At 50.5% G+C, this 22,430-nt stretch carries 13 protein-coding genes; 6 read left to right on the top strand and 7 right to left on the bottom strand.

Annotated features, from left to right (window positions below; all coding sequences use genetic code 11):
• The first annotated feature begins 9 nt into the window (after positions 1-9).
• Positions 10-3,135 carry an efflux RND transporter permease subunit gene (locus ACSSVF_RS02375; protein ID WP_492405187.1) on the top strand — a complete coding sequence of 1,042 codons (3,126 nt, stop codon included), beginning with the start codon at positions 10-12 and terminating at the stop codon, positions 3,133-3,135.
• Positions 3,136-3,185: 50 nt separating this feature from the next.
• Here ACSSVF_RS02375 and ACSSVF_RS02370 read toward each other — a convergent pair whose 3' ends face one another.
• Together ACSSVF_RS02370 and ACSSVF_RS02365 are read right to left on the bottom strand one after the other, a co-directional pair.
• Positions 3,186-5,078 (bottom strand): diguanylate cyclase domain-containing protein, encoded by a 1,893-nt coding sequence (locus ACSSVF_RS02370; RefSeq protein WP_492405186.1) that lies wholly within the window; start codon positions 5,076-5,078, stop codon positions 3,186-3,188.
• Positions 5,079-5,368: 290 nt separating this feature from the next.
• The gene (locus ACSSVF_RS02365; RefSeq protein WP_492405184.1) at positions 5,369-5,869 is read right to left on the bottom strand and encodes a cupin domain-containing protein; all 501 of its coding nucleotides are present in this window, start codon (positions 5,867-5,869) and stop codon (positions 5,369-5,371) included.
• A gap of 402 nt (positions 5,870-6,271) precedes the next feature.
• On the opposite strand from ACSSVF_RS02365, the gene ACSSVF_RS02360 reads away from it, so the two are divergent.
• The gene (locus ACSSVF_RS02360) at positions 6,272-7,570 is read left to right on the top strand and encodes a diguanylate cyclase domain-containing protein (RefSeq protein ID WP_492405182.1); all 1,299 of its coding nucleotides are present in this window, start codon (positions 6,272-6,274) and stop codon (positions 7,568-7,570) included.
• A gap of 12 nt (positions 7,571-7,582) precedes the next feature.
• Here the strand turns inward: ACSSVF_RS02360 and ACSSVF_RS02355 are convergent, their stop codons facing one another.
• Both ACSSVF_RS02355 and ACSSVF_RS02350 read right to left on the bottom strand, forming a co-directional pair.
• A complete protein-coding gene (locus tag ACSSVF_RS02355) occupies positions 7,583-9,667 on the bottom strand; it encodes a diguanylate cyclase domain-containing protein (protein WP_492405181.1) in 2,085 nt (694 codons plus the stop codon).
• Positions 9,651-11,735 (bottom strand): bifunctional diguanylate cyclase/phosphodiesterase, encoded by a 2,085-nt coding sequence (locus ACSSVF_RS02350; RefSeq protein ID WP_492405179.1) that lies wholly within the window; start codon positions 11,733-11,735, stop codon positions 9,651-9,653. Before ACSSVF_RS02350 ends, ACSSVF_RS02355 begins: the two co-directional genes overlap by 17 nt.
• Before the next feature lie 334 nt (positions 11,736-12,069).
• Here ACSSVF_RS02350 and ACSSVF_RS02345 point away from each other — a divergent pair, with 334 nt between their 5' ends.
• The 4 genes from ACSSVF_RS02345 to ACSSVF_RS02330 all read left to right on the top strand — a co-directional run bounded on the left by ACSSVF_RS02345 (position 12,070) and on the right by ACSSVF_RS02330 (position 17,326).
• The gene (locus ACSSVF_RS02345; RefSeq protein WP_492405178.1) at positions 12,070-12,747 is read left to right on the top strand and encodes a hypothetical protein; all 678 of its coding nucleotides are present in this window, start codon (positions 12,070-12,072) and stop codon (positions 12,745-12,747) included.
• Positions 12,748-12,850: 103 nt separating this feature from the next.
• On the top strand, positions 12,851-13,510 hold the full coding sequence (locus ACSSVF_RS02340) for a pyridoxamine 5'-phosphate oxidase family protein (RefSeq protein WP_492405176.1): 660 nt from the start codon (positions 12,851-12,853) through the stop codon (positions 13,508-13,510).
• Positions 13,511-13,671: 161 nt separating this feature from the next.
• Complete coding sequence (locus ACSSVF_RS02335; protein ID WP_492405174.1) at positions 13,672-16,278, top strand: EAL domain-containing protein; 2,607 nt, start codon at positions 13,672-13,674, stop codon at positions 16,276-16,278.
• Between the two features lie 136 nt (positions 16,279-16,414).
• Entirely contained in the window at positions 16,415-17,326 is a 912-nt protein-coding gene (locus ACSSVF_RS02330) for a choice-of-anchor A family protein (protein WP_492405173.1), read from the top strand.
• A gap of 82 nt (positions 17,327-17,408) precedes the next feature.
• Here ACSSVF_RS02330 and ACSSVF_RS02325 read toward each other — a convergent pair whose 3' ends face one another.
• The 3 genes from ACSSVF_RS02325 to ACSSVF_RS02315 form a co-directional block, all read right to left on the bottom strand.
• Positions 17,409-18,881: a porin gene (locus ACSSVF_RS02325; protein WP_492405171.1), complete on the bottom strand. Its 1,473-nt coding sequence runs from the start codon at positions 18,879-18,881 to the stop codon at positions 17,409-17,411.
• Between the two features lie 179 nt (positions 18,882-19,060).
• Positions 19,061-20,305 (bottom strand): OmpP1/FadL family transporter, encoded by a 1,245-nt coding sequence (locus ACSSVF_RS02320; RefSeq protein WP_492405169.1) that lies wholly within the window; start codon positions 20,303-20,305, stop codon positions 19,061-19,063.
• Positions 20,306-20,354: 49 nt separating this feature from the next.
• A complete protein-coding gene (locus ACSSVF_RS02315; protein WP_492405168.1) occupies positions 20,355-22,430 on the bottom strand; it encodes a bifunctional diguanylate cyclase/phosphodiesterase in 2,076 nt (691 codons plus the stop codon).

Raw genomic sequence — 22,430 nt, 5'->3', positions numbered from 1 at the left:
AGAAACACCATGTTGCACTGGATATTAGAAACTGCGTTGCGTTATAGATTACTGGTGATTCTGGCTTCTTTGCTGCTGGTCTTTTTTGGGGTGAGGGCATGGCAAAATGTGCCTTTGGATGCTTTCCCGGATGTGACGCCAGCCCAGGTGAATATTTACACAGAATCGCCCGGCCTCGCTTCTGAAGATGTGGAGCAGTTAGTCACTTTTCCGGTGGAAAGCGCCCTGGCTGGCCTCAAAGGCATAGAGCATATCCGCTCGGTATCTTTGTTCGGGTTATCGTATGTCAGCGTGTATTTTAAAGACCATACCGATATCCAGCAGGCCAGGTTCCTGGTCAGCGAAAAGCTGGCGGATATCAAAGCACGCATGACGATGGTGAATGGTGAGCCGGGATATGGCGAGCCAACTTTGGGGCCGAATACTTCAGGGCTGGGGCAGGTGCTTTGGTATACCTTGAAGTCTGACACTCTGAACGCGATGGAATTGCGCACCCTGCAGGACTGGACGGTGCGCATGGTGTTGCGGACCACCGCTGGCGTCGATGATATTACCTCGTGGGGCGGCCAGGAAAAACAATTCCAGGTGCAGGTCGACCCGCAAAAACTGTTCAAATACGGGCTCACTTTTACGCAAGTGGTTGCGCGTCTCACGGCCAATAACCGGCAGGTCGGCGGGCAGTTTATCAATGTCGGCCAGGAGCAGTTTCTGGTACGTGGATTAGGCCTGGTGAAAAACAGCCGCGATATCGAGAGGATTGTAGTCGCCGAAAATAACGGCACACCGGTATATATAGAAAATATTGCCAAAGTCGTCGAAGGCCCAGGTTTGCGCGTGGGCGCCGTGACGCAAGATGGTCAAGAAGTGGTGATGGGCATGGTGCTGGCGCGCCTGGGTGAGAATGCACAACAAGTGGTCAATGCCGCCAAGCAGAAACTGGCGTTGATCAAGGCGACACTGCCAACAGGCGTGACGCTGGAGACAGTGTATGACCGCACCGCGATTATCGATAAGGCTATCCGCATGGCAGACCGGGCGATGGTCGAAGGCGCATTGCTGGTCATCGCTGTGCTTTTCCTGCTGCTGGGCGAAGTGCGCGCAGCGTTGGTGGTCGTGGTGGCTATCCCGTTGGGGCGGTTATTTGCTTTTATATTGATGGAATATTACGGCGTCTCGGCCAATTTAATGTCACTGGGTGGTTTGATCATTGGCCTGGGCATGACCATAGATGGGCCACTGGTGCTGGTGGAAAACTGTTACCGGCGGCTGTCGCAGTTTGCCGGGGAGCATGGCAATCAGGGTAATGTGAACCAGCCCCCATTTAACCAAACTCAGGTAGTCCTGGCTGCCGCCAAAGAAGTCATCCATCCGATTGCTTTTGGGGTGTTGATCATCACCGTTGTATTCCTGCCGATATTTTCACTTTCCGGGCTGGAAGGCAAGCTGTTCAAACCACTGGCGATCAATATGACATTTGCCATGATAGGTTCCATGCTGCTGACACTGACGCTGATCCCTGTGCTGGCCTCACTGTTATTAAAGCCAGCAACGGAAAAAGAACCATGGCTGATACGTAGATGTAAGTCAGGCTACACACGATGCTTGCAATGGAGCCTGGCCCATCAGAAAGTCATTGTGGCGATGACTGCACTGGCGTTTATTGCCTCACTCATCCTGTTCCCGTTGTTGGGCAAGGAGTTTATGCCCAACCTGCAAGAGCAGGACATCCTGTTCCGGGTGACCAGCATTCCCTCAGCGTCACTGGATCAGTCACTGACTGTTTCAGACCGTATTTCTGCCAGCCTGAAACATATGCCGGAAGTGAAAGGCAGTGTCGCCATGATAGGGCGTGCCGAAAAAGGCGAAATCGCCGATGTGAACTACATGGAAATCCTGGTGCATTTACAGCCTGTATCCGACTGGCCTGAAAAAATGAGCTATGCACAACTCGCGCATAAATTGCAGGCGCAACTGGAAAAAGCGGTGCCTGAAGCCGTGATTGCTGCTACGCAGCCGATACAAATGCGTGTGGAAGAACTGATTTCTGGCGTGCGAGCGACTTTGTCCGTCAAGGTTTACGGTGAAGAGTTGGCCACCATAGACCGGATTGCCAACCAGGTGAAAGCCACGCTGGCTAATGTGGAAGGCGTCACCGAGTTATCGCTAGAGGCCAATTTGGGCAAGCCGCAATTAAAGATCGCGGTAGACCGGGAAGCCATTGCCCGTTATGGCATGAATGCCGACGATGTATTGCAGGTCGTGCAGTCCGGCATAGGCGGCAAGCCGGTGTCGACGGTAATCGATGGTGTGAAACGCTTCGATATCCAGGTGTGGTTTGCTCCTGAGTTCCGTGCCAATCTCAAAGCCATTGCCGAGATTCCTATCCGGACGGCGCAAGGTGCATTAATCCCGCTTTCTCAAGTGGCGACATTGAGCACAGAAGAAGGTTATGCATTTATCCGGCGCGAGCAGTTGCAACGCTATGCGGTGATCCAAATGGATGTGCAGGGCCGTGACATCGATGGCTTTGTGAAACAGGCGCAAGCCAGCATCGCCCATTCTATCCAATTGCCGAGTGGCTATTGGATAGAATGGGGCGGTGCTTTTAAGCATCAGCAGCGCGCCTTAGGCAAGCTGGCGCTGATCGTGCCGCTGACCATAGGCCTGATTTTTGTGTTGTTGTATACCGCGTTTCACTCCCTGCGCTATGCCGGGCTGATACTTGCCAATGTGCCGTTCGCTGCCATGGGTGGCATTTTCGCACTGGCGATTTCCGGGCAATATCTGTCGGTGCCTGCCGCCATCGGTTTTATTGCGGTGTTCGGTGTAGCGATGTTGAACGGTATTGTGCTGGTGTCATTTATCAATCAATTGCGCACAGAAGGGCGGACAGTCCGCGACGCAGTATTAGAAGGCACTGCTTTGCGGCTACGGCCGGTGATGATGACTGCGCTGGTGGAAGTGTTTGGTTTGATCCCATTCGTACTCGCCACCGGTGTAGGTTCGGAAATCTTGCGGCCGTTGGCGATCGTTGTGATTGGCGGGCTGCTGACAGCCACGTTACTCACCCTGATTTTTCTGCCAGTCGCGTATGACTGGATGGAGTCCGGCAAGCAAACCCCGCCTGTGCAGTGAACACTTTGATTCAAGCAGGGATGGACGGGGTGATGCTGAATCCGAGCGGATTAATCAATGATCACAACCCCGTTTTTGCCGTTCTTTTTAGCGGTGTACATCGCTTTATCCGCCAGCCTGATCAGTTCCAGCGGCTCAATGGATTGAGGCTCGGGGCCGCCATAATAGGCAATACCTATGCTGAGGGTGATATGCAATTGCGTATCACCCACCATGATCGGTTCAGCCATGATTTTCTGTATATTTGCCGAGATGCGATTAGTGTCATCCTTGGTTTTCAGGTTTTCCAGCACGATCACAAATTCATCGCCCGCGTACCTGACGGCTGTATCCGACATCCTGCTACAGTGATTGATACGGTTGGCGACTTCTTTCAGTAGCTGGTCGCCCACCTGGTGGCCATGGGTGTCATTAATCAGTTTGAAACCATCCAGGTCAATAAACACCAGCGCCAGGTAAACGTTATTTGTCCTCGCGCGCTGGAAGGCGATCGGCAGGATTTCTTCCAGTTTCCGCCGGTTTGCAAGACCGGTCAGCGGGTCATTTCTGGCTTCATTTTTGAGCAGGTTCTCAAGTTGTTTACGCTCGGTAATATCTCTGAGGAAAGAGGTAAACAACACCTGCTGATTAATTTCCAGCGCATTGACCTGTAATTCAATCGGGATACGGATGCCATCTTTGCGCACTGCTTCCAGCTCGATACGGGTGCCTGCTATCCTGGATTTTTTTTCAGTCAGGTACCTGTGCATGCCATGATGGTGGGCATCTTGCGATTCGCTGGGGATGATCAGCTTTTCCAGTTTTCTGCCGATGGCCTCTTGTTCCAGCCAGCCAAAGGTATGTTCCGCCTGCTTGTTCCAGGCCGTGACCAGTCCTTCCGCATCCATGCAGATATAGGCCTCATTGGCATTGTCCAGGATAGTTCGCAACTCCAGTTCTTTGTTCTGTAACTCTTGCTCGGAGTGGATTTTTTCCTGATAGGCCTTGGAGAGGGATTGATTGACCAAGTGCAATTCATCGGTACGTTGCGCTACTTTTTCTTCCAGCGTTTTTCTTAGCGCAGTCAGGGCAAATTCGGTTTCTTTTGCCGCCTGTATGTCTTTCACGATAGCGATAAAGTAGTCGAGTTCGCCTCTCTCCGTAGTGTGTTTGGTGACGGTGATTTCAACCCAGATGGTGGCCTGGTCTTTGCGGATATATCTTTTCTCCAGCTGGTAGCGGTCTATCTTATCGCCTACCAACTGGTCTAACAGATTGAGGTCGGTGTTTAAATCTTCAGGATGCGTGATGTCCTGGAAAGTTAACTCAAGCAATTCCGTTTGAGTGTAATCGACGATTTTGCATAACTGATCGTTGACCTGTAACCAACCGCCCGTCGGGTTGACCAGCGCAATACCGACGCCGGCACTTTCAAATACGCTTTTGAATTTGCCCTGCGCTTGATCTATCGAGTCTTGTGCGCTGAGCATGCGCTCGCGGAACTGGATTTCTTTGGTGGCCAGTTGGGCTAGGTCATTGAGCGCCTTTAATTCGCTGACGCTGGGGCGTTTAGGCTTGTTGTCGATGACACACAAGGTGCCCAGCGAATAGCCTTCTACACTTTTAATGGGAATGCCCGCGTAAAAGCGGATATTGGGCGCATTCACCACCAGTGGATTGCTGGCGAAGCGTTCATCATTGCTGGCGTCCTCAACGATAAGCTCCTTGCCACTGCTGACGGCGTGAGTACAGAAGGAAATATCCCTGGCAGTTTCGGTGGCTTCTATGCCGTGCCTGGATTTAAACCACTGCCGGTTTTCATCCACCAGGGAAATGACTGAGATGGGCGTGCCGAGAATGGTGGAAGCAACCCGGGTGATGCAATCGAAGAATTCATCCGGGTCAGAGTCCAGCAACCCCAATGACCTGAGTTTGGCGAGTCTTAATTTTTCATGACTGGTCACAATGTCTCCCCGGAGTGATTTCATTCAAACTATATAAAAATGCGCAGAAAACATATAGTCATAAAAGAGTCAGTTTGAGAGCGTTTTTCTTCGCTTTACCCTCAGACCCCTGTGCAACAGGGACGTTCGTTTTAAATGCGCGCAGGTAGACAAGGCATCCTGATTATCTGGCCTTGCGATGATGCACAAAGCAGGCAATCAAATCAGGATGTGTGAAGAGATCAGGGTTGCTCAAGCCAGCAGGGTTCACCAGGCAATCCCGCCTGGGTTCCCTGTAGCGGCTAATGCCTTTATTTTTTAGACGATGCTGCGTTTTTTCTTGGGTCCTCCGCCGGGTTGGTATAAGTGATGTCCCAAGGCCCGGTGGCTATCAGTTCGACGATGGTTTCCTGGTCGGTAGTCCACACATAATGCGTATGGCCGGTAGGTAGTACAAAACTGGAACCGGCATTCAGCACTTCGCCTTTGGTTTTGTCCAGTACCTTGCCCATGCCATTGCCCAACTTGCCACTGAGTACAGTCACCACTTCAGTAAAAGGGTGCGTATGCGGAGGGATAGGGTAATTGGCAGGAAACTTGAGCCAGGCAATAAACACGCCTTTTTTCGTCGGGTCACCGACCAGGATGGCGCTCTTGGCCCCTTTTGGCAAGATGGGCTCGTCTTGCCATTTAACAGTGTCCGGGGTGAAGGATTGCATGGTGCTGGCATGCATGCGTTCAATAGGATCTTGTGCGTAGGCAGCGGATGCGACAGCGAAAGTGACGGCAGTGATAAGCAATAGATTTTTCATGGATTTCCTCTCAAGATAATGAAATATTGTTAGGTATATACAGATCTGTATATACGTAGGCTATTTTTGCTCAGATCAGATTTATCCGGCTGTATTTATTCATGAGCGCATACTAAGGGAAATCCTGATTCCTCCCTGCGATAAATCTTTAGCGGCAAATAGCGCGGATCAAATACAGCGAGTGTTGTCTTATATGAGCTAGCATATGACAACATTATCTACAGCCAATGCTGGCGAATTTATCTTTATCGCAGCAATCAATCTAAAAGCTGACTGATAAACACCCTGTTTTTGCGCCAAAAGAACCCAGGCTTGTTAAAATAAAATCCTTACAAACCACTCAGTGATCAAAAACCAGTGTTTCGTAAACCCAGTCAAAGATTAAAAAGCGTTTTTGTTGCGATGCTGGCTACACTGTTCGCTTTTTTGTTCTGGTATTTCCTGTTTGAATACCAGCGCCAGAAAGATGAGAGTGAAGCTTATCTCGAAGCGGCTTCTTACGGCAGTGTGCTGCGTTCTGAAATGGACCGTGAGCTAAACGCGCTGCTGTTTATCTCCAACGGCTTGTCCAGTTTTATCAAAGTCTACCGCAATGAGTTGGAGACTAAAAAAGTACAGGCGATCCTGGCTGATCTGTGGAAGCAGGCCCAGCATGTGAGAAACCTGGCCGTGGCCGTCAATTACAAACTGGCCTATGTCTACCCCGAAAAATCCAATGAAAAGATTATCGGCATTGATTACCGCGATGTGCCTGCGCAGTGGGAAAAAGTCAAATTGGCGATCGACTCGAGGGAAGGCGTGCTGGATGGCCCGCTGGAACTGATCCAGGGTGGTAGCGGTATGATTTACCGCTTTCCGATTTTTGTGGATGACGAGTACTGGGGCATTATGTCCACGGTGATTGATACACATGCTTTTTTAGAAGACGCATTTAAAGATCACCTGCGCCAAGAATTTACGTTTGCGATCAGGACTGCCGATAACAAACACGTGTTTTATGGCGACCCGGCATTGTTCAAGCAAAAGCACGTCTATATCCAGGAAAGCCTGGTGCCCAATGGCAAGTGGGAATGGGCGATTGAAAATAAAAAAATCCACAACTTGCATGACCGTAAATTTGGCGTCTCACTTAGCCTGCTGTTCAGTCTGCTGGTTGGGTTGTTTGCCTACTTTTTTGCTAAAGAGCGCTACTACCTGTCTGAAGGTGCATTGATGGATAGCCTGACCGGCTTGCCTAACCGGCGGTTGCTGGAGAACCGCCTGAACTATGTGCATTCAGAAGCCAAACGCTTCGGCAAAATGTTTGGCCTGATGGCGCTGGATGTCGATCACTTTAAAAGTATCAATGACAATTACGGCCACGACGTCGGCGATGAGGTGATCAAGCAGGTGGCGGATGTGCTTAAATTCAATATCCGCGATGTGGATACCGTCAGCCGGATTGGCGGCGATGAATTTGTGATCGTGGTCAGGGACCAGCACTCTGAAGAAAGCCTGGTAAAAGTCGCGAATAAGCTGCTCAATGTCTTTAAAAAACCGATGCATATCCACGGTCACGAGATTACCGTGCAGTTGAGCATAGGCCTGGCGTTGTTTGAACCCACGTCAGAATTCACCTTGAAGCAGTTGTTCAAACAGGCGGATATTGCGCTGTATCACGCCAAGCAAAAAGGCCGTAATACTTACAGTTTTAAAAATTAGCGGTTGTTGTGCTTACACCTCTGAAAATACGTAGCGGTCTTTGCCCAGGTTTTTGGCTTCATACAGGGCAGCATCACCGCGTTCAAACAAATGGTCCACTGACACCTGGTTGCCGTTAAACAGCACAAAACCCATGCTGGCTGTGACCTTGAATACATGCTCATCTATCTCATAGTGCTGATTGAGCAGGGTTTTCATGCGCTGGCAAAATTGCAGCGTGGTTTCCTTGGCTGCTTGAAAGTCAGCGCCGGTATCACTGATGATCAGCACAAACTCATCGCCGCCTAATCTGGCAGCCGTATCGTTGCCACGCACCGAGCGCTGCAGGCGCTTGGCCACTTGTTTCAATAATTCGTCACCACTGGCGTGACCGTAGGTGTCATTGATATGCTTGAATTTATCCAAGTCCAGCATGATCAGCGCACCATGGACGGCCATGCGCTGGCAATTGGTCATGGTGATTTCCAGCCGCTCATGCATGAGCCTGCGATTGGCAAGCCCGGTCAGCACGTCATGCAAGGCCAGGTAGTTGGCCCGTTCTTCGGCCAGTTTGCGTTCGGTGATATCGGCGCGGATAGCGACATATTGCAAAGGTTTATTATCCGGGCCCAGGAAAGGCACGATCGTCGTATGCACCCAATACAGGCTGCCATCTTTGGCGCGATTGCAGATCTCGCCATTCCACACCTGGCCGGATGAAATCGTCTGCCACAAATCCTTGAAAAAGGCGGTGGGGTGCACGCCGGAGTTAATGATTTTGTGCGTGCGACCGATCAGCTCGCCTCGCGAGAATTTAGATATCTCGCAGAACTTGTCATTCACCTTGGTGATGATGCCGTTGCGGTCGGTGAATGCCACGATCGCATGCGCATCCAGGGCAGCGTTCAGCTCAGTTAACTCACGCACAAACTGCCTGACTTTTTGCTGCATGATCTCCTGGTCCGAGGTGTCCAGAATAATCATCAGCACACCACCCTCATTGTGCTCATCCGGCTCGGGCACGACCTGCACATGACGGTAAGCCATTTTTGAATCGACTTTTTCAATCGAATAGTTAAAGTTGCCGTGCTTGCCCTCCAGCGCTTTTGCCAGGTGCATCCTGGCCGTTTCGCGGATTTCATGCGGCAGTATTTCATCCACATGTTTGCCTATGGTGTCATGGAGATGAAAGCCCATGACTTTCTCGTGGGTGGTATTCACGTAACGGTAATGCAGGCTGTGATCCAGCCGGGCAATCGAGAGCGGGAGTGCCTGGATCAATGTATTCAGTTCAGTCTGGTTTTGCTGCTGGATCTGTTTCAGGTTTTGCGAATACTGCTCAAAGGTGAAAACAAACGTCAGTTTCGACAACAGGGTATAAGCCACCAGTGTCAACACATGACTGGCCAGTTCGCCAAGGTCAGAGGCTGTCTCGTGCGATTGCAGGCACAGCAAACTTAACCCTGAAAAGACACAGGTATAAGCCAGCTGGCAGGCGCGCTCATGTTGCAACAAAGTGGCTGTGGGTTGGGAGAACAATAAATAAGCCAACCCAAAATATAGCAACGCCACCATATACCCGGCCACTGCATATACAAAAATAGAATTGGCAGATTGCACATGCGCTGCAGGCGTGTAGGGCTCAGTGATTAAAACCAGCACTGCGGCAAAACTCAAGCCCGCCATCAGCAATGTTTTTCGGCTGGCGCGCAGCTTGATGCCAAAGGTCAATGCGGCAAACACCATGATCTCGAATACCCTGGCGTAAAACAGAAACACCGTGGTCTTGTGTGTCGGGTTGAAGGTTTTTTCATCTACAAAGCCATACAGGTAAGCGGCATGCATGATAAACACCAGCGAAAAGCCGGTCAGCAGAATGTGATTCACGTTTCTTTCCGCCCCGGCCCGTGAAAACCCTAATTCTGCGGGCAGGCTGTTCCATGCTGTGATGGCAATGAGTGCCGAAATCACAATCACAAACAATTCGGCGAGTAACTGCAGTTCTATCAGTACTTCGGACACGATAGGTGACAGCACATGTTGCGGCACCACATAGACAGTCAGTGTCAGCAGCACTGCCACTGCGACAAGATTCCTTAAACTAAAAAATGCCTTCATGAGTCACCTGTTTATGGTTCAGGGCAAAAGTGGTAAAAGCATCTCCAAACAAGGGCATGGAGATCAGGTAGCCTTGCAACTCATCCACGCCGCAGGCGACCATGCAAATTCTTTCATCTTCTGATTCGATGCCCTCAGCCACTGTCCTGATACGCAGGTCTTTTGCCATCTGGATAGAGGCGCGGATAATCGGCAGGCTGCCTGTGCGTATGCTTTGTACAAAGCTACGGTCGATTTTCAGTTCATGGATGGGTAAGGTATGCAACAGGCTGAGCGACGAATAACCGGTGCCAAAATCATCAATGGATAGCTCAACTCCCAGTTGCCTGAGTTTTTTCAGTTTCTCAATGGTGAGTTCGGGCCGCAGCATGGCGGCTGATTCCGTGATCTCAAAGCAGATGGAAGCGGGCGGCACTTTGTATTTGTTCAGCAGTGCGGCTATGGTTTCAACCAGATCTGGTTGCTCAAGCTGGAAGGGCGACAAGTTAATGGAGAGCCGCAGATACAGGTGATCAGCGATCCAGCGCGCCTGTTGCACCAGGGATTGGTGCAGGATCAACTGGCCGATGGCATTGATCAGCCCGTATTTTTCAGCGATGGGGATAAACTTGGCCGGGCTGATAAACTGGTTATCACCCGTACTCCAGCGCAGCAATGCTTCGGCACCAATCAGCTCCCCCGAGTTTGCATCTACTTTGGGCTGGAAAGCCAGTTTAAATTCAGAGTCATGGATCGCTTTACGCAACTGGCCCTGGATTTCCAGTTCGTCGCGGGTATCTTTCAGCATGTGTGGCTCAAAGCTTAACCAGCTGACGCTGCTGCGTTGCGCATAATCACAGGCCGATCGCGACATGGAAGGTAGTTGCGTCAGCTCACCATAGGAGTTGGCGGTGGCAAATCCAATCTGGCAGCCTACCGAAATAGACTTGCCATCGATCTCAAAAGATTGCGAAATATGCTCGCTCAGATGAGAGGCAAACGCCGGGATATCCGGGATAAAATGGGTGGACAGTATCTCGAATACATTCTCGGACACGCGATAAAGCGTGCTGCTTTGCAGTTTGTGCCCGTTGATCCGGTCTTTCATCAGGTGGATGACTTTATTGCCGAACTCCTGTCCCCATGAGTCGCAAATCGACTCATAGCTGACCAGCAGGATTTTGATCAGATGTGCATGGTTGTGGTTGGTTTTGACCAGTTCGCGCAACTTCTGGTCCAGCGCATTGCGGTTGGGCAACTCTGTAATGGTGTCAACAAACAGGAGTTGTTCCAGTAGCTCTGTTTTATTGGTCAGGTTACGGTTTTGCTCCTGCAATTTCGATTCGATCCGCGCTTCAATATTGCTGGTAAACATCATGCTGGCGGCCAGGATCAGCCCACAGATGATCACAATGGTCGCCAGCGTGCCGGTGGAAAAAGCGGCATTGTTAATGCAAAAGCTGCCTTGCGGGAAGCTGGCACCGATCACCCCGGTGTAATGCACGAAAAATAAAACCACCCCCAGCGCCAGGGCGACAAAAAAGCGCACGTTCCGCTTTTTAGAAGCAGGTAATTTTGTTTTCAACTGCGTCCATGCCACGGCGCCCAGACTAAGCACAATGGCGAGCACCAGCGATGTCAGCACCCATGCCCAGTCCCATTTGGCGCCCGGGACGGTCTGGGCAGAAAAAATGCCCAGATAATGCATGATGCCGAGGCCGATAGTGAAGCCCAGCGTACGCAACAGGATATAAGTGGAAAACAGCGGGGCCTTCATTCTGAAGGCCGAAATCAGCGAGTAGGCCGCCAGAATGGAAATGATGAGCGAGGTGAAGGTGAGCGTGGTATCAAAGTAAAGCGTGAACCCGGGATGCCAGCCCAGCATGCCGATAAAATGAAAGGCCCAGATGCCAAACCCGAGTAGCAATGTTTGCCATATACGCCATTTGCGGGCATTCAGGTAATCCAGGCTGCGGATGGTGGACTCGATAACGAGCACCCCCCACCAGATACTGCATGACATCAGCAGTGAAAGAAGCACTACAAACGGGTTGTTTTGCCCCGTCAGAAAGTAGCCAAGTGTCGACATAGGTTCCTTGCTCTGATCCTAATATTAGGAAACGTTAATCCAGGAAAACGTCAAAAAATCAGATAAATGCAAAGATGCTGATTAGCATTAGTGACTCGCTAAGCTGGCTCAAGTTCATCTTTTGCAAGGGTGTTACGCATTACCTCAGAGATTGCGCGTTTAAAGACTATGCCGACCAGGCTTTAAATGCTTGTGTAACCTCATCTCCTGATTGCCATGATAGCATTGCATTTTTATTTATATCAATGCAATTATGAAGTGGAAGAAAAATATTTTTACATTGGTTTATTGTTGTTCACTGTTGCTGCCTGTGGCACAAGCCTCAGAAGAACCCGTGTTTCGTGAAACCGACGCGGCCCACAGCGATCGCTTGCTGAGAATCCCCGAACCTATGGTGTATGACCTGGTGCGCCCATTGGGGGTAAGGCAGGGCGATATGGAAGTCAATGCGCTGGTGGATATCAATCCGCAGACCAACGATGTCAACTGGGCGCCTGAAGTGGAATATGGCCTGGCAGATGACCTGGCGCTGGAGCTTGAATTGCCTTTTGAAGATGCCAGCCATGAAAGATACAAGGTGGCCATTCAGAAAACCTTAGGCATTTATAACCATCTGGGCATGGCTAATGGCTGGCAGGCCTTTGTCGACCTCAACAAGCACACCAAAACCCTTTCCGGTGATGCGACTTATATCCATGCCATCCGCTGGGCCGATAACTGGTCTTCACTCAGTATGCTGGGGCTGCGCATCCATGGTATTAATCGCAGTGCCGAGGTCGAATACCTGGTAAACAATACCGTGTTCTATGATGTCTCGCCCAGGCTGACTCTGGGGCTGGAGCTGAATCAGGAGGTGAGCAGTGGCGGGTCGTGGCGTTACCGGCTGACGCCGCAGCTGCACTATGATATCAACCAGCATTACACCGTCCAGGCGGGGGCCGCGACCTCCACGCTTAATGCGACCGGCAAAACTGAAAAGTTATGGAGTTTCAGGTTGATCCGCGTGTTCTAGTGACGATTGCCCGCGCCGGATTTACAATGTCTTTACGTGACTGGGGTGTGCTCACTCAAGCATGCTGTTTGTTAAGAGAAAAAATTTGGATAGGGGGTAGTGCATGAGTCGTTTATTCGGAGAAGTGCATCGCAAGGTGCAAGATGAGCAAGGCACCAGGAAACTGGCCGACAGGATTGAGGAGATCGCCTGTAAAACTGAAATCGATGCCGATGCCAAAGGGTTTATTGAGTCGCTGGATATGTTCTTCCTTTCCACGGTGGACCACAACAGGCGGCCAACAGTGTCTTACAAAGGCGGCTTCACGGGCTTTGTGAAAGTGGTCGATGAACACACTCTTATTTTCCCGGTGTATAACGGCAACGGTATGCAATTATCGGTGGGTAATATGGTGGCGAACGCCGATATAGGCATGCTGTTTATCGCGTTTGACAAGCCGCACCGTATCCGCCTGCAAGGGGTAAGTGCTGTTTCCAGGGATCCGCAATTACTGGCCATGTACCAGGAAGCCGAGTTCGTGGTCAAAGTCACCTTGTCTGAGTTGTGGCAAAACTGCCCGCGCTATATTCACCGTTATACGCGTGAAAGCCAGTCACGTTATGTGCCGGTTGCGCAATGCCAAACGCCATTGGCCGAATGGAAACGCTTTGAGTTTATGCAGGATGTGCTGTCAGAAGATGATGCCAGGAAAGCACAGGATTCAGGCTTTATCCAGGTCGAAGACTGGATGGAAAAAATCAAGGCCGGCGCAGCGGATGTCTGATTTGTGCCTAAGGGAAAATATATTGAAACCAGTAATATTAAATTAATTGTATTTAGATGGTTTTAATTTCCCATATCCCGCATAATCAATCGGAGAATCCAAACAATAATTATTTCATGTGACGAAAGTTGAATTGATGTAAGTGGTCACACCTATTCGACATGTCTTCTTTTATCCGCTACTCACTTTTATTATTCTTTAGCCTGACAAGTATCTGTCAGGCTATTACCATTCCAGAAAATGCCATCACAGTCATCAGTGATGATAATTACCCACCTTATTTGTTCCGCGATGACCAGGGCAATACCGTCGGTATCGTGGCGGATTACTGGAAGCTGTGGGAGCAGAAAACCGGTGTCGATGTCACGCTGATCTCTACCACCTGGGAGATGGCGCAACAGCAATTGTTGAGCGGCCATGCGGATGTCATCGAAATGATTTTCCGCAACCCCGAACGCGAAACGAAATATGCGTTTTCAGCGCCTTATGCCACTGTCTCTGTCGGTATCTATTCGCATGCAAGCATGAGTGGATTGATCTCTGCCGAATCGCTGGCCGGTTTTACCGTCGGCGTGCAAAAAGGCGATGGTTGCATTTTTCAGTTGAAAGAAGCCGGGGTCAAATCTTTCAGGGTGTACAACAGTTATGACGAGATTATTCACGCGACCCTGAACCAGCAAGTCATGATCAGCTGCATGGATGATTATCCGGCCCGCTACTATCTATACCGGCTGGGTGCAGAGGACAGTATCCTGCGCTCATTTACCCTGTATCACGGCAAATTCCATCGTGCAGTCAAAAAAGATAATCCGCAGATACTCGCACTGATTGAACAGGGTGCAGCAAGCATCACACCTGCGGAGCTGGAGGCCATAGAAGCCAAATGGAAAGGTAGCCGTGTGCCGCGCAATGTTTATTCGCGACAGGCTATCCTGGCGCTGGCATTTGTGCTGGTGGTGGCGGTGGTGCTGGTCTTGCTGGTGTTTACCTTGCGTGTGGCTGTCAGGCGGAAAACTGCCGAAATCGAGAGTAAAAGCCAGGAAATCGAAAACCAGCGTTTGCGCCTGACAGAAATTATCGATGCCACCCGGGCAGGCACCTGGGAGTGGAATATGCAGACAGGCGAATGCCAGTTTAATGCGCGCTGGGCCGAGATTGTAGGCTACACGCTGGACGAACTCAGGCCGCTGTCACTTGAAACCGCCAAGACTCTGATGCACCCGGATGATTTGCAGGTGGCCATGCAGCTGATTGAACGTCATCTCAACCGCGAGATGGATTTTTATGAGTGCGATATCCGCATGCGCCACAAAGATGGGCGCTGGATCTGGGTATCTGACCGTGGCAGCCTGATCTCGCGCACACCTGAAGGCGAGCCGCTGGTGATGCACGGGACGCATTTCGATATCACCGAGAAAAAAGCCGCCGATGAAGCCATTTGGCGGCAGGCGAATTATGACAGCCTGACCCAGCTGCCCAATCGCCATTATTTCAACAAGCGGCTGGTGGAAGCAATCCAGGAAGCGACATTAAAACAGCAGCGGCTATCGTTGCTGTTTCTCGATCTTGATCAATTTAAAGATGTGAATGATACGCTGGGCCATCATAGAGGCGATGATCTGCTGATCGAAGTCGGGCGGCGGATCCGACAAAACTTGGTGGAGAGTGCAACCGTGGCGCGCCTGGGCGGCGATGAGTTTGCCGTGATCCTGCCGGATGAGGTCGCTGACCTGCAAACGCTGTGCAAGCAGTTGCTGCAGCATATTTCTCATTCTTATATCCTGGGAGGCGAACGTATCTTCGTGACTGCCAGTATTGGGATCAGCCAGTTTCCCGATGATGCGGTCAATGCCGAGGAGATGATCCAGCATTCGGATCAGGCGATGTATGAAGCCAAAAGCCGGGGACGAGATAATGTGTGCTATTTCTCATTGGCAATGCGTGATGCGCTGACGCAGCGTACCTCGTTAGCAAGGGATCTGCGCACCGCGGTAGAGAACAATGAGTTACGTGATTTTTACCAGCCTATCATCTGCCTGCGCAGTGACAGAATCGTCAAAGCCGAAACCTTGATGCGCTGGCAGCACCCCAAGCGAGGATTAATCAGCCCGGCTTTATTTATCCCGGTGGCAGAAGAAACCGGTGAGATCATCCGCATGGGCGACTGGATTTTCAGGCAGGCGGCGCAAAATGCATTGAAGTGGCAGGGGCTGGTGGGCGATGAGTTTGCCATCAGTGTGAACAAATCACCGATGCAGTTTATCGAGCCCTCGGCCATGAGCAGCGACTGGATGCAACTGATGCAAGAGCTCGGCCTGGATGGCAAGCGTATCGTGGTTGAAATCACCGAGGGCTTGTTGTTGAATCCTGACCCTGTTGTCGAGCAGCGCCTGCTGCACTTCAGGGATATGGGCGTCCAGGTCGCCATTGATGATTTTGGCACTGGCTATTCGTCTTTATCTTACCTGAGCAAGTTTGATATTGATTTCCTCAAGATTGACCAATCGTTTACGCGTGAGCTGAACGAGGGCAACGAAAGTTATGTGTTATGTGAGGCTATCATCGTCATGGCGCATAAACTGGGCCTTAAAGTAATCGCCGAAGGCGTGGAAACCGCCTTGCAACGTGACCTGCTGCGTGACATCCATTGTGATTATGCCCAGGGATTCTTCTACTCCCCACCTGTTCCGGCAGAGGCGTTTGAACAACTGCTCGAGGCCGAAGCTCTAAAAGCAGACCCGGCCGCGCCTAAAGCTGATATTTGCTAACCTCTGGCAAATGATGGTGCTCGCCTGAAAACGCTATAACCACAACGTAAAAGTAGTTAAAAGCACAAGCTAATGGCAGCGTTATTCATTAGTATGCCAATCTCAATATATTCCAACAAATTAAATAGAAGGTAATATGAAATTATTTATTAAGTCGTTAGTGATCACCGCATTGTCGGTGCAGGCGCTTGGCGCATCAGCAGCTGTGCTTGATTTGGGTGTCGCCGGTCAATATAACGCGTTTATTTTTAATGATTTCATTGACCCGAGCGGAACCGTAGAAGGCGCATTAGCCGTGGGTAATAATCTGGATATCACCAGCTACTCCATCAACACCAGCAATAAGGCAGTGAATGGTTATTCGCTGGTCGTTGGTAATGATCTCCATTTCAGCAGTGGTGACGTTTTTAATGGCAACATGTATGCGGGCGGCACTGCCAGTGGCGGCTTCACCGCCAATGGGGGCACTTATGGGGCTTCCAACCCGGTTAATTTTGCTAGCGAACAAGCACGCCTGACCGCGCTATCTTCTAGCCTGAAAAAAGTGGACGACACAGGGACTGTGGAAGCCAAATGGGGTGGTATTTATTTAACCGCCATCGGCACCGGTGCGCAAGTGTTCAACCTGAACGGTGCGGATTATTCGGGTGCGACCTATATTAACTTTACCGGCTTCCAGGCGGGTCAAACCATTATCCTGAATATCTCTGGGACAAGTGGTGTGTTCAATGGTGGCACCGGTACCAATTTCTCAGGCTATAACGCCTTGTTCAACTTCTACGAAGCTGTCAGCGTCAATACCACTAATAGTGCCAATGGCACCTTGTTGGCGCCGGTGGCAACAATTACGGGATCAGGCACTGTTTTCGGCAATGTCATCGCGAATAACTGGAATGCGGGTACTGTGGGTAGCGGTAATTACTTCCAGGCTGCCAATGTGGCAGGGTTAACTGTAACGCCGGTGCCAGAGCCGGAATCTTATGGCATGTTGCTCGTGGGATTAGGCGTGGTTGGCCTGTTAGTGCGCAGACGTAATGCTATTGTTTGATTGCATTTTTTTGCATTAAACGAGTGGGGCCAATAAAAAAGACTCAAGCTTTGCTTGAGTCTTTTTTGTTTCAACGCCGGGTTTAGAACTTGAGGCGCAAACCAGCACCTACACTGCTGACATCGCGGTAAGTAGACGCACTCGGGTATTTGTCACCTGAAAAATGGTTGGTGGTATAAGCCACATACGTATCAAAGCGTTTGTTAAACCTGTAGTCAGCCATCGCCGTCCAGGTTTCAATCTTGCCTTGCGAGTTGGTTGAAACCGTCGGGCCTTCAATGGCGTCGGCTTTCGTTTCATAAAAACCGATAGAAGTCGTCAGGCCAGCCAGCACCGGCACACGTTGCGCAAAGTCAAAGTTGGCACCCAGGTAATACACGTGATTATCCTGTTTGAAACCCGGCTGCAATGCAGAGGTGGCAACGCCGCCAAATACCGTTTGATCATAAAGATGATGATAAGAGATGGTAGGCGATGAGGAAGGTTTTAACTGATACCACTCCATGCCGCCTATGATTTTCAGGTCTTTGGTAGGCGACCATCTGCCGGTCAATAAGGCAGCTTCAGTATTCAGCAGGGACACCGCAATGGTGTCATTCGCTAAAGGATTGCCCGGCGCTGCGGTACCCGAACGTACGGAGTCAAAGAATTTATCGTAGGCAAACTGAACGCCAAATGCACTGCTTTCGTAGCCCAGTTGCGTGGTAAAGCCATTACCATCCCCGGTGCCTGCCGAATTGCCAAACTGGTTGATCACGGCATAGTTGATTTTGTCGTGATCTTCCAACTCGTAAACATTCGCGTATTTAATGGAGTTTTTCATACGCGAGTTTTCAGATACGCCACCACCACCGCCTACGGTGCCGCTTTCACCCAATGGTGAAAAACTGTCCGCTTTACCGTTAGGGTCATAAGTGACAGTGATTTCAAAGAACGGGTTGTATTGGGTACCGTAGGTCAGTTTTCCTAATGAACCGCCGTCTATCCCCGCCCACGCCTGGCGTGTGAACAACTCACCGTTCATGGATGAGTTGGTACTGACGCTGGAGTTGGCGTTGGTGCCGGAGTTATCTGCCAGTGTTTGCGCGGCATCATGCAGCTTCATATCCAGCGTATTAAATCCTGCTTCAAATTGATAGATGAATTTAAAGTCATGATCCCATGCTTGCAGCTTGGCCACTTCACCTTTAAAACCCAGGCGTGAGCCTTGCCAGCCACCATTGACCCAGTTGGTTCTGGAGGTGGTTCTGGCGGTCTTTTTTGCACCGGCGTAAGGATAAAAGTTATTCGCTAATTCATAGCTCTCAGGTAAGGAGTGGTTGATATGGGTCAGGCCGATATCCACCAGGCCGTAGACCTGGAAATAAGAAGGGTGGTCGCCCAGGTCAAAATTGATGCGGAATGGATTATCGTCATTCATAAAGCGTGACACCAGAGAAGGCGGTTCTTGCGATGCCAGGTTGGACTGTTCAGCCGGGCTTTGTGCCTGGGCGGCGAATGCCTGGTGTATGGTCAGTGGCAGAAGTGCTAATTTGAAAAAATGTCTGATGGTCATCCGTTATCCTTGAAAGCGACGTTGCTGTGATTACAAAGCAGCAATTCTCGTTTTTGTGTGTGAATGTTAGATGACAGCCTGCTTACACAGACCTGACAAGCCAGGATAGGCAACTGTGAGGGAATAAAAAAGCCGTGAGGCAATGCACTCACGGCTATCGTTTAACACCAGACAACCGGCTAGAAGTTATGCGCGAATTGCAGGCTTAAAATATCAGCGCTGCCTTCGTATGTGCCTGACAGCAATCCTCTTGTCGGCCGTTGATCATCGTTGATACGCGCGTCTTTGATAAACAAGTGCGTATAACCGATATCCAGCTTGGTCGCTGGGCTATATTGCCAGCTTGCACCTAAAGACAGCCAGATGCGGTCATTGCCAGGGATGCGTGCAGTGCGGTGCTCATTATCGATCGCTTCATCATCATAAGCGACACCAGTGCGTAGCTTTAGCGTTTCCGTGTAGCGGTAATTTAGACCGGCAGAGTAGCGCAGCGTATTGTTCCAGTGCTCCACAGTTGAACCGACAGGTACATTAGAGCCATTATCGCGGAGGATGACCAGCTCCTTAAACTGGCTCCAGCGGGTCCAGGTAATATCTGTCAGCAGATCCCAACGGTCATCCAGCTGGCTGAATGTGCTGAAAGAGAAGGTTTCCGGTAAGGTGAGGTTTGCCGTGATGTCGGTATTCAGAGTGGATCCTGGAATAGTATTGGCCTGAACAAACGGTGAACGCACTTCGCCTTTTAAATGCTGTTCCACTTTTGAGCGATAGGCAACGCCTAGACGGGTGGCCGGTGTTGCCTGATAAATCGCGCCAAGGTTATAACCAAAGCCCCAGTCATCGCCTTTGTTCCTGACGTCTGGGCCAGTTCCGATATTTGCCCGGCTGGTCAGTTCCGCTTCTGCCCACATAGCCGAAATGCCGAAGCCCAACGACCATTGATCATTCACTTTCCATGCCAGTGACGGGTTGATATTAACCGTCTTAAGCTCCGATTTGACAGCTTGAAAGCGTCCCAGCCAGTTTCTGTCGTATTCCGTTTTCAAGCCAAACGGGGTGCCCACGCCGATACCGAATTTGACCTGGTCTGTCAGATCCTGTTTGTAATAAAAATTAGGTAAAAAAGCCCAGCCGCCAAAATCGCCGCCTTCGCCACCGGCAACCGTACTGCCTTTGTTATTAAAGTCACCTGAGGTGCGTATGGTATGCAAAGCGCCTACCAGTTGGCGTCCCTCGATATAGGTCATACCGGCGGGGTTGAAATAAATCGTGCTGGCATCTTCAGCCACTGCGGCTGCACCTGCATAGGCGTTACCCATGCCGCTGCCACTTTGTTCGGAAAGGGCGAAACCGGCCGCATGGCCTGTGAGCTGGTAACCAGATAGTAAAATGCCAAGCATGAGTGGCGACGAAAAACGTGACATGAATCCCCCTAAAACGTGCTCTATTTTTTAAATGATCTTAACTGCAATATCAGACTTCCGGTTGCACGACTTTGCGGAAGCCGGCCGGGATGCTTTCCGGGAAATCTGCCAGGAAAGCCGTAGTCTGGCTGGCCGATAACGCAGCACTGAACAGATACCCTTGCACATGGTGGCAGAGTTTGTATTGCAGGTATTCAAACTGGATAGCGCTCTCTACGCCTTCGGCCACCACTTTCAGGTTGAGGCTGACCGCCAGGGCCACTAACGCATCCACAATGGCGATATCGACTTTATCGTGCGGAATGCCGGCGGTGAATTGCTTGTCGATCTTGAGGATATCGACCGGCAGTTGTTTCAGGTAATTCATAGAAGAATGACCAATGCCAAAATCATCAATCGCAATACCTATGCCCAGTTGTTTCAGGGCATAAAGAATATGCTTGGCGGATTCGATATTGCGCATCACCATGGATTCGGTGATTTCCAGGTTGAGTGTACGTGGCGCAATATGATAAAAATCCAGCGCGTGGCGTATGGTGCCCGAAAGGCTGTCATCATCCAGTTGGCGCGAAGAGATGTTGACGTTCATGAACAGCTCGCTATCAAACGTTTGCTGCCACATGGCCAGTTGCTTGAGCGACTGGTGGATGACCCAGGCACCAATGCTGATGATCAGGCCGGAGCCTTCAGCCAGATGGATGAACTGGTCTGGGGCGAGCACGCCTTTGGTGGGATGGCGCCACCTGAGCAAGGCTTCAAAGCCTATGGTCTTCATCAGCTGGGTGTGGATGATGGGTTGGTAATAGAGCTCTAGCTCCTGGTTTTGCAATGAGAAGTGCAGTTCTTCACGCAGTGTGCGCAGTTCAGACGTATTGACTTCATCTTCATCGCTATAAAAGCGATAGGTGTTTCTGCCTGCATCTTTGGCCTGGTAAAGCGCCATGTCGGCATTTTTCATGACTTCTGTTTTTGAGTCAAAGCCAGGCCTTAAAGTGGCAATGCCGATACTGACGCCAATATGGATTTCGTGGTCATCCACAATAAACGGGGTGGATATGTTTTGAATCACACGGGTAGAGACCTGCTCTATGGTGCTGCGCTTGGGCGCTTCGAGAATCACCGCAAATTCATCTCCGCCCAGCCTGAAGATCGCATCTTCCTGCGACATATTGCCTCGCAGCCTGTGGGCGACCTGCTGCAACAATTTGTCGCCGGTATTATGTCCAAAGGTATCGTTCACGATTTTAAAACGGTCCAGGTCCAGCAAGAGCAGGTAAACGCGTTTGCGTTCATCTGCAGGCGTGGTGATTTTTTTGGTGATGATTTCTTCAAACGCATGACGATTCAGTAGCAGTGTGCTTTTGTCGTAATGCGCCAGGAATTGCAGTTTTTCTTCGATTTCCTTGCGATGTTCCAGCTCTTTCTGCAACTGGGCATCGCGTTGACTGATGCTTTCCAGCATGTTGTTGATGTCTTTGCCCAACAGGCCAATTTCATCCTGGCTGGTCGTATAAATACGCTGCTCGTAGTGATGGTTTTGTGTGATGTTGCTGACGAAGGTTTGCAGGGTATGGATGGGGCCGACGATGTAACGATTCAATCGCCACATCACTAGATAACCGAACAACGCTGCTGCAATGGCGGCGATGGTGTTCGACCAGGCAAAGCCTATCAGCATATCGACGATCTGTTCTTGCTTGATGATGGCGCGCAAGGTGCCGACGGCTTTTTCATTGACGATGATAGGCGCTGTGAGCTCCATGTCGCCAAAGAAAGGATACAGCCATTGCCAGCCTGAAGCCGCGGATACATGCTGGGGATGCAGGCTCTCAAGTGTATGTTGCTGCTGGTTAAGGATGACGATAGTGCGGATATTCTCGTTATCTGTCAGTGGTTCCAGCGTTTTAGCGGCGGAATTCAGCTCGTCAAACATGACGGCGGGGCCTATCGAAGTGGCCACCACATTCATCTGCACCAGGATATTTTGAATTAAATGCGAGCGGAGGTCGTGATAGTGGTTACCAAGGGCGAATATGCTAAACACCAATAGCATGCTCAAGGTCATTGCCAGTTCTGTCAGCAGTAATTTCTCGGCAATTTTCAGGTTACGAAACAGTCTTAACAT

It is taken from the genome of Methylophilus sp. E2MeOHC9 (genome assembly GCF_058744375.1).
The sequence above is the reverse complement of the archived record's forward strand: the minus strand, read 5'-3'. Positions and strand labels throughout refer to the sequence as shown.

Coding starts and splice junctions, on each gene's coding strand:
- ACSSVF_RS02350 (WP_492405179.1), bottom strand. CDS start 11,735: ATGTCGACACTTGGCTACTTTCTGACGGGGCAAAACAACCCGTTTGTA.
- ACSSVF_RS02340 (WP_492405176.1), top strand. CDS start 12,851: ATGAGTCGTTTATTCGGAGAAGTGCATCGCAAGGTGCAAGATGAGCAA.
- ACSSVF_RS02330 (WP_492405173.1), top strand. CDS start 16,415: ATGAAATTATTTATTAAGTCGTTAGTGATCACCGCATTGTCGGTGCAG.
- ACSSVF_RS02365 (WP_492405184.1), bottom strand. CDS start 5,869: ATGAAAAATCTATTGCTTATCACTGCCGTCACTTTCGCTGTCGCATCC.
- ACSSVF_RS02335 (WP_492405174.1), top strand. CDS start 13,672: ATGTCTTCTTTTATCCGCTACTCACTTTTATTATTCTTTAGCCTGACA.
- ACSSVF_RS02315 (WP_492405168.1), bottom strand. CDS start 22,430: ATGTTAAGACTGTTTCGTAACCTGAAAATTGCCGAGAAATTACTGCTG.
- ACSSVF_RS02325 (WP_492405171.1), bottom strand. CDS start 18,881: ATGACCATCAGACATTTTTTCAAATTAGCACTTCTGCCACTGACCATA.
- ACSSVF_RS02360 (WP_492405182.1), top strand. CDS start 6,272: ATGCTGGCTACACTGTTCGCTTTTTTGTTCTGGTATTTCCTGTTTGAA.
- ACSSVF_RS02355 (WP_492405181.1), bottom strand. CDS start 9,667: ATGAAGGCATTTTTTAGTTTAAGGAATCTTGTCGCAGTGGCAGTGCTG.
- ACSSVF_RS02375 (WP_492405187.1), top strand. CDS start 10: ATGTTGCACTGGATATTAGAAACTGCGTTGCGTTATAGATTACTGGTG.
- ACSSVF_RS02320 (WP_492405169.1), bottom strand. CDS start 20,305: ATGTCACGTTTTTCGTCGCCACTCATGCTTGGCATTTTACTATCTGGT.